Origin of the sequence: Xanthomonas sp. NCPPB 2586, assembly GCF_041475775.2 — a bacterium.
Taxonomy (GTDB): domain Bacteria; phylum Pseudomonadota; class Gammaproteobacteria; order Xanthomonadales; family Xanthomonadaceae; genus Xanthomonas; species Xanthomonas campestris.
In genome coordinates this window covers 2,710,915-2,723,962 of record NZ_CM192981.1, presented here as the reverse complement: position 1 = coordinate 2,723,962, position 13,048 = coordinate 2,710,915, and the positions used below count along the sequence as shown (strand labels likewise).

Here is a 13,048-nt window from a genome sequence, read left to right as displayed (position 1 = left end):
CATAGATCGGCAGCGATGTTGGTAGTGAAACGACAACGGCCGCAGAACCGTGATGGGGTCAGGTGCACTTATCAGGCGACGGCGTTCGGCTTGCGTGGCCCTTATGTAACTGCGCCAGCGGCGCACACAGCCGCGCGAGACCCGCCAGCGTGTATTGACACGCCAGACCGTGTACTTGCAATCTAGTCCCAAGGAGCGTCGAAACTCCTCTAGTAGCGGTACCCACCTCCGTCAAACCGGTGGGTTTTTTGTGCCTGCATCCCGCAGGTACAAGCCGACGCAATGCCTGTGTCGGGAGGGCGGCTAATACAACACCCGCAAGGGGAATATGCCCGCCGGCTACTAGCGGTTTCGAACCTCCCGACATCCCGTCGCCGTTGGCGGCGGTTCTTGGGTTGTTCCAGGAGGGCGTTGCCATGTCTACCGCACCATCCATGCCGGCATCTGTGCCGGTTGATCTGTTGCCAGCTTCCGCTCACCGCCTGCGGTGGGATGTTGGCGAGGTGCTGCGCCGGCTCGTCGCACGCGCAGCTGTTGAGTGAGCAGGCGAGCGACGATGCCGCGCATTCGCTGAGTCGCCAGCTCGGTGTATTGCCGCACACCTCGCGCCGCCGGTTCGCACGCAAGGCCGTGGCGTTGCAGCAGCATTTCGCCGCATCCATCATCCGCCATCACCCGGAGGCGCCATGACACGCCGCCGCCCACCCAAGGCATCTGCCAACGCACGGCCCACCCGCACGCGTACGCGCCCCGCGCCGCCCAAGCGGGTGCAGTGGGTCGTTGTGGAACCCGACCGCACCAAGCTGCCACCGATGCTACCACCCGACCCGGACGCCTCCTCGCAAGGCCCCGGCACGCTGGGCGCACCCCGCCGCGCCCGCCGCCCGCGCCAATGCACCGTCAGCTACACGCATTACCCCGGCGCCCACAACCACGGTGGCGACCAGCACGTACCCCATGTCCGCCTCAGCGGCCTATGGCTGGAACAACTGGGCTTTGCCATCGGCACCAAGCTGCGCATCACCGCCAGTGCGGGGCAGTTGTTGATGGAGGTGTTGCCGCCGGTTGAGGTGCCGGCCAAGGCGCGTAGCGTGCGGCGATGATGCTGCGGCTGCCAGACCCCTTGCGATTGACCTCGGTGCCGGATGCCACTAGCGTCGCAGCCACACCAGCGCACAACGGACGCTTCATGATCGCGCGCCCCCTCTACGCCTTGCTCGCCAGCCTCGCTCTGGGCGCATGCGCCCACACGGCGGCCACCCCAGCCCCGGCAACCGTCACGGAGACATCTGCCATGAGTTCCCCAGCCGATCACGTACCTGCAGATCCTTCCAAAGGTGGACCACGTACCGCGCAGGAAGCACTGGAGCGGGTACTGGAGCTGATTCGCACAAGCGCCAGTATTGAATCGTTCACTCCCGACCACGTGTCTCGAGCAATGGGCCAGTCGGTACAGCATCGCGATGATGGTTCCGGGCGGTTCGGTGCCAGCGGAGTGCTGACCCGAAACTGGAACTACGGGTTTGGTGTCAACAAAACCGAAGTAAAGGGTGCATGGTTCGAGTTCCTGTTCCTGCCTAACCCGCCAGAAGCGTCTCCCTCTATGTCGGATATCTGCCAGATCGACTTCGAGGCATTTGCGGCGCACCTCGAGAAAATGGGTTTTTCGCGACAGCGCAACCTTGTCGAGGATGGACGATGGATGAGCGATATTTTTCAACGCCCAGGGATGCGCGTAGAGCTCTTCCCGCGTGGCGAGGCTGACAAACCTTTAGCGCGCACCACTCATCAGTGCGTCGAGTGGGTTCAAATTCGGTAGTCCAAGGAGCGGACATGTTGAGCCAAGAAGCAAGTGCCGTGGTGGCGTCATTTGGTCAGCAACCAGGTGTCACACGTGAGCATCTGGACAACTTCAACCGGGTCCTGAACGATTCGCCCGAGTTGACCCGCCAGATCAACGAGGCGGTGCAGAAAAAGGTGCTGAAAGGATTCGCGCCGTTAAACGATCCGCATGCGGGAGGCACCTATGATCCACGCGATCAGGAAATTCACTTGCCGCTTGCAGCGCTTGTGAATGATGCCAACGGCAAGCATGCAGCAGCAGGCGATCTGACTTTCGTCTTGGGACATGAAATTCAGCATAGCCTTTACAGTCCCACTGCTGCGCTTGCGCGGGAACAGTTCAAAACGGAGGCAATAAAAATTGCCCGTAGCACGCACGATTACACTGCTGCTGGCGAGAAGGTGCTGGCCAGTAACCGTGCGGACGAAGCAACGGCCGAAATAGCCGGATGGAACGCTATCGTCAGCGCGGCCAAGAGTCGTAATCCTAATCCTACGCTTGAAGATGTGTACCTGTTTGCGGATGGTCGGGCCAGAGATTTCGTCACGCGCAGCGGTTATCCAAGCGTCTATACGCCCAAGGCAAACCTGACGTTCAATAGCGACCTGACGTTGTCGCCCACGGCGGCTAATGTCGAGGCAATGGGAGTGAATTACTTCGACAAATCGGTCAAGGACACCCGTATCGGTCATGCGGGCCAGTCCGACTACGTCAACCATTACGGTCCGTGGGTGGTTGGCACAGCCGCCATCTACGAGCGACACTACAACAAGTCAAAGCCCGGCGAGCCGGAGCAGCCAATGATCCTGGACATGCAGCGCCTGGGATTCAAAGAAGAAATTTTGGAGCACAACGGCGTTGACCTGGGCAGCGACACCCGTCCCATGCCATACCTGGACAGTAGTACGCAGCCGCTAACCCCTGGGCTCTTCCAGCACAGCAAGGACACTCACCTGCACGTCTCGCCGATTTCTGCCCAGGCGCTGGAGCAGGAGCTGCGAGGGCGCGATCCGCAATCGCCGGGGCCGTCGGCACAGCTTTTTCCGTCAGACCCCGGTCATGCGGATCACTCGCTCTACCAACAGATCAGGAATGGGGTGCAAAAGCTCGATGCCCAGCATGGCAGGGAGTGGGATGCATCAAGCCAGCGCATGACTGCCAGCCTGCTTGCTCTGGCAAAAGAGGAAGGGTTGTCGCGGGTGGATCATGTGGTGCTCAACAACCCAACGGCTCAGCTGGCGGGCGGCGAGAAGGTCTTCGTCGTTCAGGGCGCCCTCAACGACCCGGCTCACCAGCGTGCCCATATGTCGACCATGGACGCCGTGCAGACACCAGAGACCCAGTCGTTCGATCGTCTGCAGGCAATCAACCAAACCCAGGCCCAAGCGCGCGAACAGCAGCAGGCGCTGGAGCAGTCCCAGCAAGCCGTCAGCCAGGCTGGTCCGTCGGTGACGCGCTGAGTGTTTCGCAACGAGATAAGGGGTCCAAATAACGGTTCCAGGTTCAGTTCCACGGCAGCCTGACCGTCGCCAAACTATCGCGCCCGTGCCTGCGCGCTTGGCGACATAGATCGACAGCGATGCTAGTACTGAAACGACAACGGCCGCAGTACGCGGCCGTTGTCGTCAAATCAGGCAGACAAGATCGTCTTGACGATTCCCGATTCCCGATTCCCGATTCCCGATTCCCGATTCCAGAAAATCAATGATCGCTGGAGCGCAATCCGTCCGCATCCAGAATCAGCGCCATCCGGCCGTCGCCGATTAAGGTGGCGCCGGCGTAGCCGGGTAGGCCGCGCAGGGCGTGGGGTAGTAGTTTGATCACGGAGCGTGATGGGGTCAGGTGCACTTATCAGGCGGGTGTTGGCACAGGTGGATGTGCCGTCCAAAGCGCGCGGCGTGCGGCGGTGATGCTACCGCTGCCAGGGACCTTGCGATTGACCTCGGTGCCGGATGTCACTAGCGTCGCAGCCACACCAGCGCACAACGGACGCTTCATGATCGCGCGCCCCCTCTACGCCTTGCTCGCCAGCCTCGCTCTGGGCGCTTGCGCCCACACAGCGGCCACACCAGCCCCGGCAACCGTCACGGAGACATCTGCCATGCGTTCCTCAGCCGAATCCAAAGTCACTCCCGCTGGCAGTGAACCCAGTGGGCCGATACGAACGGCAGAGGATGCGCTCACCCGCATGCTTGCGTTGATTCAAGAAATTCACGGACTGGACGATCTGACACCCGACTACCTACAGTCCAAAATGGGGGTTCCGGTAACGCGTGCGGCAGCTGATCCCAAGCGTTACGGCGCCAGTGCTCCGCTTACCAGTGAGTGGGGTTACAGCTTTGGCATGGACCAGACGCCTACTGCGGGGCGTTGGTTCGAGTTCACTTTTATTCCAGCGCAAGCAGGTGCTTCCCCGTCGATGACGGAGATCTGCGGGATCGATTTCGATACGTTTACCAAGAAGCTGGAAAACATCGGGTTTGTACGTCAACGAAACATGGTGGAAGACGGCCGCTGGATGAGTGATCTCTACACGCGCCCAGGGATGCGTGTAGAGGTTTTCCCAAGAGGTGAAGCTGCGGAACCGCAAGAGTTGGTGGCGCACAAATGCGTCGAATGGGTCTACATCCGATAAGCTGAGGTAGCGGACATATCACTCAGCCCTGGAGTTGTCAGGCCTCATAAAGCAATGCGTGCATAGGGCATTGGGGGTGGTTGAGAGGCGTGCATGACACGATGACATTGAAAAACTGTCAAAATTCCCCCTGCAGCACCAACACTTATTGGAGAAAGGCCGTGCCCCTTGCAAACGATCCAATGCGCTTTGCACTCACGGCATTGATTACCTGCCTGATCGCTGGCTGCAGCCTGCAACCGCCGCCTGAAAACGTGCCTATCGCAAAGGAGCAGATAGAGATGAGAACGGTCGTCCCGTTGGTACGGAGTTTGACCCCACATGATCGTGGGCCTACAGAGCTGGAATTCGATGTGCCCGCACTGCCCGACGACGCGACTCCTCCCGTTTTCATCGGTGTGCGGATCACCGGTGTCGATCCAACTGCCGTCTCCCAAAGTGCTGACAGGCTGATTAGCGCTGGTGTTTCGGCCGAGCTCCACTTGGAGCGTATTGAACCATCCGGTCCGGTCTCCGTGGAATTGCAGCGTAGTCAGCGTGTGGGGGTAGGTCAGCAGGCGTCCATTCCCTTGTCAGCTGATGGTATGGCTCCTGGTCTGTTCGCTTTTGATGCGGACGGTACGACGCTGCAAGACGCCGGTTTGTCTACTGAGCAGACCGCGTCCAGGGAGTTGGCGTTCGGCTATAGCAATGCTGTCCAGCCAGGCCGTTATCGGCTCAAACTGCGCTTTGATCAGAACGCCGAGGCGCTGGTTGCGGCTAATGCGCAACTTCTTGTCGCTTACACCTACAAAGGAAAGTGAGGGAAATGAGCATGGATGATCATGGAAGGCGCTATGCAGTCACTGTCTACGTCGCCGCTGCGGGTACGCCGTTGATGGCCGGAGGCACATCCTTCGGTGGCCATATGTATTACTCGATTGACGACGGAGCGACCGTCAAAAGTTATGGGTTTTCGCCTATCAAACATGGCGAGGCTAGCGGGCCAGGAAAAGTTTCTTTCAATGACGTCGATACCTATCAAAAGCCGTATTACTCACGCACGATGGAGATCGATAAGGCGCAGTATGACAAGCTGGAAGCCTTCGGCGTAGCCCCTGCAAAGCATGGGTTCAATATGGAATATCACGGTACTAAGAATAGTTGTATCGACTTCACGTGGGATGCGCTCAACCACGCTGGACTGCACCGGAAGACAAAAGACGGAATCGATAAAGGCTTCGAGGGGGATATCAGGCCCGTAGAAAACGTAGATGATATCAAGAGCATTTCTGCTCCTTTGCCTAAAAGTGAGTTGAATAAGGAGCACATCAATCCGAAGCCCAAGCAGGAGCTTTGGCAGAAGGTGATTGGTGAGGCGCAGCCGCCCGGTGAGCAGGTATCTCCACTACAGGAAGCAACACAGCTCGCGAGAGTGCTGCCAACAGATCCGCTGCATCACCAAGCAGAAGAGGCCGTTCGCCGCCTTGAGCAAGGTCTCGGCCGCGAGTACGACGACAACAGTGCACGGCTGGCAGCAAGCAGCGCGTATTTAGCCAAAGAGAACGGGCTGTCGCGAATCGATCATGTCGTGCTGAGCGAGTACACCAAGTCCGTGCGGCAGGGCGAGAACGTCTTCGTTGTGGAAGGTGCGTTGAACGATCCCGCTCACAAGATGGCGCATATGATGACGAGTGATGCGATTGCGCAGCCCGTCGAGCAATCCTTGGCGCAATTACAGGCCTTGGGCGAAACTCAGCGCCAACAGCAATCCCAGCAGCAGGAGCAACAGCGAGAGCAGTCGATTGCGCCTCAACACCGGATGGTGTGAGGGCTAGTGAAGTAACGGTTCTGAAATAACGTTTCCAGGTTCACTTCCACGGCAGCCTGGCCGTCGCCAAACCATCGCGCCCATGTCTGCGCGCGTAGCGACATAGATCGGCAGCGATGCTGGTAGTGAAACGACAACGGCCGCAGTACGCGGCCGTTGTCGTCAGATCAGGCAGCCAGGATCGTCTTGACGATTCCCGATTCCCGATTCCCGATTCCCGAAAATCAATGATCGCTGGAACGCAGTCCATCCACGTCCAGGATCAGCGCCATGCGGCCATCGCCGATCAGGGTGGCGCCGGCGTAGCCGGGCAGGCCGCGTAGGGCGCGGGGTAGGGGCTTGATCACCACTTCCTCGCGGCCGCGGACCTGGTCCACCACCAGGCCGAAGCGGGTCTCGCCGGCCTGCAGCAGCACCACGGTCAGCAGCGGCGGTTGTTCGGCGGGCACGCCCAGCCAGCGGCGCAGGTCGATCAGCGGCAAGGTGTGCGAGCGGCGATCGAGCACGGCGCGGCCGTCGAACCAGCCCAGCGAGGACTGCGGGGCGTGCAGCACCTCGACCACGCGGGCCAGTGGCAGGGCGTAGACCGCTTCGCCGGCCTGCACCAGCAAGGTGGGCAGGATCGCCAGGGTCAGCGGCACGCGGATCATGAAGCGGCTGCCGCGGCCCAGTTCGGACTGGATCTGGATCTGCCCGCTGAGCTCGCGGATGCGCGATTGCACCACGTCCATGCCGACGCCGCGGCCGGAGATGTCGGTCACCTCGGCCTTGGTCGAGAAGCCGGGCATGAAGATCAGGTGCAGGCACTCGTCGGTGCTCAGGCGCGCGGCGGCTTCTGCATCGATCAGGCCCTTGTTGCGGGCGATTTCGCGCAGGCGCTCGGGGTCGATGCCGGCACCGTCGTCCTGGATTTCGATACTGACGTAGTCGCCTTCCTGCTGTGCGGACAGGCGCACGTGGCCGCTACGCGGCTTGCCGGTGGCTTCGCGCAATGCGGGGGATTCGATGCCGTGGTCGATCGCGTTGCGCACCAGGTGCACCAGCGGGTCGGCCAGGGCTTCGACCAGGTTGCGATCCAGCTCGGTTTCGGCGCCAATCAGCTCCAGTTCCACTTCCTTGGACAGCGTGCGCGCCACATCGCGGGCCACCTTGGGAAAGCGCGAGAACACTTTGCTCACCGGTTGCATGCGGGTGCGCATGACCGCGGTCTGCAGGCGGGCGGTGGCGATGTCGAGCGTGCTCACCGCGCGGTCGAGTTCTTCGTCGCGCAGGCGGGTGCGCAAGGTCTTGAGCCGGTTGCGCGAGAGCACCAGTTCGCCGATCAGGTTGACGATGGCGTCCAGGCGCTTGGTATCCACGCGCACGGTCTGTTCGGCTTCGGCGCCACCGCTCTTGGCTGCGGCTTTCGGCGCGGCCTTGGCACCGGCGGCGGCCGGCGCCTGGCTGGCGGGTACCGCGGCGAGCGCAGCGGCATTGGGCGCGGATTTCACCGCCGGCGGGCCGCTCTTGGCATCGAACTGCGCGATCAGCGACGCCGGTGCATGCGGCACCGGGTCACCCGAGCCCATCGCATCGAGCATGGCCTGCAGATAATCCAGCGACTGCTGCGCGGCATCGAAGTGATGCGCCTGCAGCACCGCCTGGCCGGAGCGCGCCATGCCGAGGGTTTCTTCGGCGGCGTGGCACAGCTCCACCATGGGCTTGATCGCCAGAAAGCCGGCGCCGCCCTTGAGCGTGTGGAAGCCGCGGAACACCGCGTTGAGCTGGTCGGCTTCGTCTGGCGCCTGTTCCAGCGACACCAGCTGTTCGCCGAGGCGATCCAGGATTTCCTGGGCCTCGACGATGAAATCGGCAGCAATATCGTCTGGAACAGCACTCATGGTTACAACCCCAATCCGGACAGCAGGTCGTCGGCGTCGTCTTGCGACACCGCGTGACGGTCCAGGCCCTTGACTGCAGGACCGGCAAGACCGCCGTCGTCTTTCTTCGGCTCGGTGCTTTTCGGCGGCAGGCCGAGGGCACCAAAGCCTTCATGCACGCGCCGCACGATGCCGGCCACGCGCCGGATGATCTGGCCGCTCAGGTCCTGGTAGCTCTGCGCCAGCGACAGCTCGGTCAGGTTGTGGCGCATCTTGTCCATCAGCGCGCCCTGGTCCTGGTTAAGACCACCATCGCGCAGCTGGTTCGCCAGCAAACGGCATTCTTCGACCAGATCCAGCGTGCGATGGCTGGCCTTTTCGGTCATTTCCACCACGTGGTCCAACCGCGAGCAGGCGTCGTCGAGCTCGCCGGCTTCTTCGGGCAGGTTGGGCAGTTCGCCCAGGGCCTGGCCCAGTTCGCGTGCAAGCCGGCTCAGGCCCTGCATCATCGGACGGGTGCGCAAGGCGGCGAGGTGGTCGACCTCGCGCTTCCAGGCGGCTTCGTCACCGCTTTCCAACGCATCGAGCGCGCCCTGCAGGCGGTCGATCAGCGCGGCGCGTTCGGCATTGGTGTCCACGGTGGCGTTCATCAGGCGGTCGCCGCCAGACGTTCGAACACCTTGCCCAGCTTTTCTTCTAGGGTCTGGGCGGTAAACGGCTTGATGATGTAGCCGTTCACGCCGCACTGGGCGGCTTCGATGATCTGTTCGCGCTTGGCCTCGGCGGTCACCATCATCACCGGCAGGTGCTTGAGCTTGGCGTCGGCGCGGATGTTGCGCAGCAGGTCGATGCCGGTCATGCCGGGCATGTTCCAGTCGGTGACCACGAAATCGAACGGGCCCGCGCGCAACGCAGCCAGTGCGCTGTTGCCGTCTTCGGCCTCTGCGGTATTGGTGAAGCCGAGATCCGCCAACAGATTCTTGACGATACGGCGCATCGTCGAGAAGTCGTCCACGATCAGGATCCGCATGTTCTTATTCACATCAAGCTCCTAACACGAAAAAATGCGCGAAAAAATTAGTCGTCAATTTCGACACCGGCATCGGCCAGCTCGAAGACTTTGAGGCGGCCGCGCAAACGCACCACGGCCTGGCCATGGATCTGGCAGACGCGCGACTCGCTGACACCGAGCACGGCGCCGATTTCCTTCAGGTTCAATTCCTGTTCGTAGTACAGCGACAGCACCAGCTGCTCGCGCTCGGGCAACTGGCCAATGGCCTTGCCCAGCTCGCGACCAAACTCGCCGCGCTCCATCATCTGCTGCGGATTGGGGCCACCCTTGGCGGTGGTGTCCAGTTCGCCGTGGTCTTCGATGCGCGATTCCAGGCTCAGCACCTGGCCGCGTGCGGCGTCTTCCATCAGGCGCAGGTAGTCGGGCAGCGGCATCTCCATCGCGGCGGCCACTTCGGTGGCGGCGGCGGCGCGGCCGGTGTTCTGTTCGATCTTGCGCACGGCGGCGGCGGCGTCGCGGGCCCGGCGATGCACAGAGCGCGGCACCCAGTCGCCACGACGAATCTCGTCGATCATCGAGCCACGGATACGGATCGAGGCATAGGTTTCGAACGAGGCGCCCTGGTCGGAGTCGTAGCTGCGCGAGGCTTCGATCAGGCCGATCATGCCGGCCTGGATCAAATCGTCCACTTCCACGCTCGCCGGCAGGCGCGCGGCCAGATGGTGGGCGATCCGGCGCACCAGGTCGGCGTGCTGGGTGACCACATCGTTGGCGTTATTGCGTTGCACGGCACGGTACTGGGCCGTGGCGGTCGTTGCGGTGGCGGTACTCATGCGGCCACTCCCCGTTGGATGATGCGTTCGACGAAGAACTCGACGTTGCCGCGCGGCACGGTGGGGGCCTGCCAGCGCGAGGTACGGCGTGCGATTTCGGCAATGGCCTGTGCCGAGGGACTGGCCGGGTAGGCCTTGATGACCGGTTGCTGGCGCTGCACCGACAGGCGCAGCCAATCGTCCTGCGGCACGTGGCCGAGGTAGTTCAGCGAGACATCGCCGAGGAACTTTTCGCACACCCGCGAGAGCTTGTCGTACAGCAGGCGGCCTTCGTTGGGGTCGCGCACCATGTTGGCGATGATCTGCAGGCGGTCCACGCCGCGTTCGCGCGAGAGCACCTTGATCAGCGCGTAGGCGTCGGTGATCGAGGCCGGTTCGTCGCAGACCACCACCACGGTGTCCTGGGCGGCCTGGCAGAAGGTCAGCACGCTGTCGGTGATGCCGGCGGCGGTGTCGATGACCATCACGTCCAGGTCGCGCTCCAGTTCGGAGAACACGTTGACCAGACCGATGTGCTGGGCCGGAGCCAGTTCGGCCATGTGGCGGCGACCGGAGGCGGCCGGCACCACGAGCACGCCGCCGGGGCCTTCGATGATCACTTCGTCCAGCGTGCAGCGGCCGGCGATCAGGTCGGCCAGGGTGTACTTGGGCGACAGGCCCAGCACCACGTCCAGATTGGCCAGACCCAGGTCGGCGTCGAGCAGCAGGGTGCGCTTGCCCATGTCGGCCAGGGCCACCGCCAGGTTGGCGGAGATGTTGGTTTTACCCACGCCACCCTTGCCACCGGTCACGGCAATGGTGCGCACCGGGCCCAAAGGCTCGGGACGGGTCGCCGACAGGGGGAAGGCGTTGGTCAGCTTTGCGTATTCACGCGACTGCATGGTTGTGCTCCGGAGTACAGGGCTTATCGGCAGCGCGCCGCAAATCTTCAAGGCGAAGAACGAGACTGGCGGCATTGGCACGGTGCAGGTCATCGGGGACGCGTTGTCCGTCGGTGACCCAGGTGATCGGCATCTGGTGATCGACGACCACCGACAGGGCGCTGCCGAAGCGTCCGGTCTCGTCGAGTTTGGTCAGCACCACGCCCTGGGGCTTGGCATGGGCGAAGCGGCGCACGACCTCGTCGAGGTCGGAAAAATGGGCGTTGGCGGGCAGCACCAGCAGCGAGGTGACCTGGCGGGCGGCGCGCAGCCAGTTGAGCTGGGCGGCCAGGGCGCGGTCGCGCTGGCCCATGCCGGCGGTGTCGATCAGTACCAGCTTGTAGTCGCGCAGGCGCTCGAGCAGCTCCAGCAGGCTTTCGGCGCTGTCGGCCTCGTGCACGGCGATGCCGAGCTGGCGGCCGTAGCTGTGCAGCTGTTCGCGGCCGCCGACACGCTGGGTGTCGGTGGTGACCAGGGCCACGTCGCGCGGGGCGTGCTGGGCGGCGAAGCGCTGGGCCAGCTTGGCGATGGTGGTGGTCTTGCCGGCGCCGGTCGGGCCGACCAGGGCGATGACGCCGCCCAGTTCCAGCGGGTCGACCGGGGCCACCGGCAGGCGCTTGGACAGCAGGCCCAGCATCAGGCCGCGGCCGCGGTGCAATTCGGTGTCGGCCGGGATCTGCAGGGCGACATCGCGGATCAGGCCGGCGTCGAAGCCGTAGTCGTCCATCAGCTCCAGCGCCTGGGCACGCACCGGCGAGCCGCGCAGGCGTTCGTCGGTGAGGCGGTTCATTTCGCGCTCGATCATCTGGCGCATCAGCGCCAGCTCACCGCGCAGCTGCTTGAGTTCTTCGTCGTTCTGCGGCGCCGGGGCGGCGGCCTGCACGGCGGCCAGGGCGACCGGCGCCACCGGGGCGACGACCAGCGGCGGCAGCGCGGCCGGCGGCAGGATCTGCGGCAGCGCGTCGTCCAGGTCGAAGCCGTCGTCGGCCAGTTCGTCATCGTGGTGGTGTGCGATCGCAACCGGTGCGGCAACAGCGGCCGGCATCGCTGGGACCGGCGCGGTGGCGACGACCGGGGCCTGCAGCGGTGCACGCGGCACCGGCGGGGTGGTCAGGAATTCGGCAAACAGCTGCTCGGGCAGTTCCGACAGGGCATGCTCGGGCTGCTGGCGCATGGCGGCAGCCGGTGCGCTCTGCACGGCGACCGGCATCGGCGCCGCAGCGCGGACCGGTGCGGCCGCCGCGGCGGGGCGCGGCACGCTGACCGGCTGGCGCAGGGCCATGGCGGCGATCATTTCTTCGGCGGCACTGGCCACGCGCTGGCGCTGGGTCATGCCGGCTTCGGCGGTGTCGCGACGCGGCACGTGCACCGGGGCAGGCTGGATGGCCGGCGCCTGCTGGACCGGTGCCGGCGCCGCGGCGGTGACCGGCACTTCGGAGCGGGCGGTTTCCAGGGCGCGCTGCACCAGTTCTTCGTCGTAGTTGCTGGCGGCGACGATCTCGACGCCTTCGGCGGTGCGGCGGTTGGACAGGATCACCGCGTCCGGGCCGTGCTCTTCGCGCACCATGCGGAATGCGGTGCGCATGTCCGGGGCAACAAAGCGTTTGATCTTCATGCGAAGTGCCTCCAGGAACAGGACCCGACGGACGCCGTACGGGTGCGGGTGAAATGTGGGTGTGTTGCCAGCGTCATGAGGTGCCTGTCCCGTTCGTTCGTCCAAGTGCTGCGTCCCGCCCCGCAGCGATGTGGCTGTCTGCGGTCTCGCCAGAGCTAATGCATGCGGTGTGCCAAAACGCGGCGCCGGGGTTCCGGCGCGTAGGTTTATGGGATTGGGACGGAGGCGGGGCTGGGCGTTCGGCCTGGGCGGAAGCGGTCAAGTCGCTGGATTGATTGACATTTTTCCGGAGCGGCGATGCGGTGGCGACGCCTTGCTGGCAGAGCCGCTGGTGGGCTGTACGTCGAACGTTGAGCGATTGGAGCGGCTGAAAACGGCCAGCGTCCTGCAATCGATTGGAGGTTCGGACCGGTGGCGGGTTTCCGACGCCGGGTTTTGGCAGTCGATTACCGGGCTTCAGCATTCGCTCGCCGGTCGGCAGGCAGTGCCGACGCCGAGGCGCGGAACGCCGGTCAATGCGT

General features: G+C 63.5%; 13 protein-coding genes. 7 read left to right on the top strand and 6 right to left on the bottom strand.

Annotated elements, in window-relative coordinates:
* The first annotated feature begins 534 nt into the window (after positions 1-534).
* From ACCQ09_RS11655 to ACCQ09_RS11625, 7 genes are all read left to right on the top strand, one after another.
* Positions 535-690, top strand: a complete 156-nt coding sequence (locus tag ACCQ09_RS11655) for a hypothetical protein (RefSeq protein WP_228427933.1) — start codon at positions 535-537, stop codon at positions 688-690.
* Entirely contained in the window at positions 687-1,103 is a 417-nt protein-coding gene (locus ACCQ09_RS11650; RefSeq protein WP_040941347.1) for a SymE family type I addiction module toxin, read from the top strand. The genes ACCQ09_RS11655 and ACCQ09_RS11650 overlap by 4 nt, the downstream gene beginning before the upstream one ends.
* Before the next feature lie 86 nt (positions 1,104-1,189).
* A complete protein-coding gene (locus ACCQ09_RS11645; protein WP_080640101.1) occupies positions 1,190-1,819 on the top strand; it encodes a hypothetical protein in 630 nt (209 codons plus the stop codon).
* A gap of 14 nt (positions 1,820-1,833) precedes the next feature.
* Positions 1,834-3,303, top strand: coding sequence for an XVIPCD domain-containing protein (locus ACCQ09_RS11640; RefSeq protein WP_052844675.1), 1,470 nt, complete (start codon positions 1,834-1,836; stop codon positions 3,301-3,303).
* A 536-nt stretch (positions 3,304-3,839) separates the two neighbouring features.
* The gene (locus ACCQ09_RS11635) at positions 3,840-4,478 is read left to right on the top strand and encodes a hypothetical protein (RefSeq protein WP_040941344.1); all 639 of its coding nucleotides are present in this window, start codon (positions 3,840-3,842) and stop codon (positions 4,476-4,478) included.
* Between the two features lie 101 nt (positions 4,479-4,579).
* A complete protein-coding gene (locus ACCQ09_RS11630) occupies positions 4,580-5,281 on the top strand; it encodes a hypothetical protein (RefSeq protein WP_228423454.1) in 702 nt (233 codons plus the stop codon).
* A gap of 104 nt (positions 5,282-5,385) precedes the next feature.
* Positions 5,386-6,288: an XVIPCD domain-containing protein gene (locus ACCQ09_RS11625; protein WP_040942319.1), complete on the top strand. Its 903-nt coding sequence runs from the start codon at positions 5,386-5,388 to the stop codon at positions 6,286-6,288.
* Positions 6,289-6,512: 224 nt separating this feature from the next.
* Here ACCQ09_RS11625 and ACCQ09_RS11620 read toward each other — a convergent pair whose 3' ends face one another.
* Genes ACCQ09_RS11620 through flhF form a run of 6 tightly spaced genes read right to left on the bottom strand, consistent with a single transcriptional unit; the run spans position 6,513 to position 12,527 of the window.
* Positions 6,513-8,168: a chemotaxis protein CheA gene (locus ACCQ09_RS11620; protein ID WP_040941343.1), complete on the bottom strand. Its 1,656-nt coding sequence runs from the start codon at positions 8,166-8,168 to the stop codon at positions 6,513-6,515.
* Positions 8,169-8,170: 2 nt separating this feature from the next.
* A complete protein-coding gene (locus ACCQ09_RS11615; protein ID WP_014507661.1) occupies positions 8,171-8,797 on the bottom strand; it encodes a protein phosphatase CheZ in 627 nt (208 codons plus the stop codon).
* A complete protein-coding gene (cheY, locus tag ACCQ09_RS11610; RefSeq protein WP_014507662.1) occupies positions 8,797-9,189 on the bottom strand; it encodes a chemotaxis response regulator CheY in 393 nt (130 codons plus the stop codon). The genes ACCQ09_RS11615 and cheY overlap by 1 nt, the downstream gene beginning before the upstream one ends.
* Before the next feature lie 35 nt (positions 9,190-9,224).
* Positions 9,225-9,992: an RNA polymerase sigma factor FliA gene (locus ACCQ09_RS11605; protein WP_011037072.1), complete on the bottom strand. Its 768-nt coding sequence runs from the start codon at positions 9,990-9,992 to the stop codon at positions 9,225-9,227.
* Complete coding sequence (locus ACCQ09_RS11600; RefSeq protein ID WP_010374294.1) at positions 9,989-10,873, bottom strand: MinD/ParA family protein; 885 nt, start codon at positions 10,871-10,873, stop codon at positions 9,989-9,991. The genes ACCQ09_RS11605 and ACCQ09_RS11600 overlap by 4 nt, the downstream gene beginning before the upstream one ends.
* Positions 10,860-12,527 carry a flagellar biosynthesis GTPase FlhF gene (gene flhF, locus ACCQ09_RS11595; RefSeq protein WP_040941342.1) on the bottom strand — a complete coding sequence of 556 codons (1,668 nt, stop codon included), beginning with the start codon at positions 12,525-12,527 and terminating at the stop codon, positions 10,860-10,862. Before flhF ends, ACCQ09_RS11600 begins: the two co-directional genes overlap by 14 nt.
* Positions 12,528-13,048 lie beyond the last annotated feature (521 nt).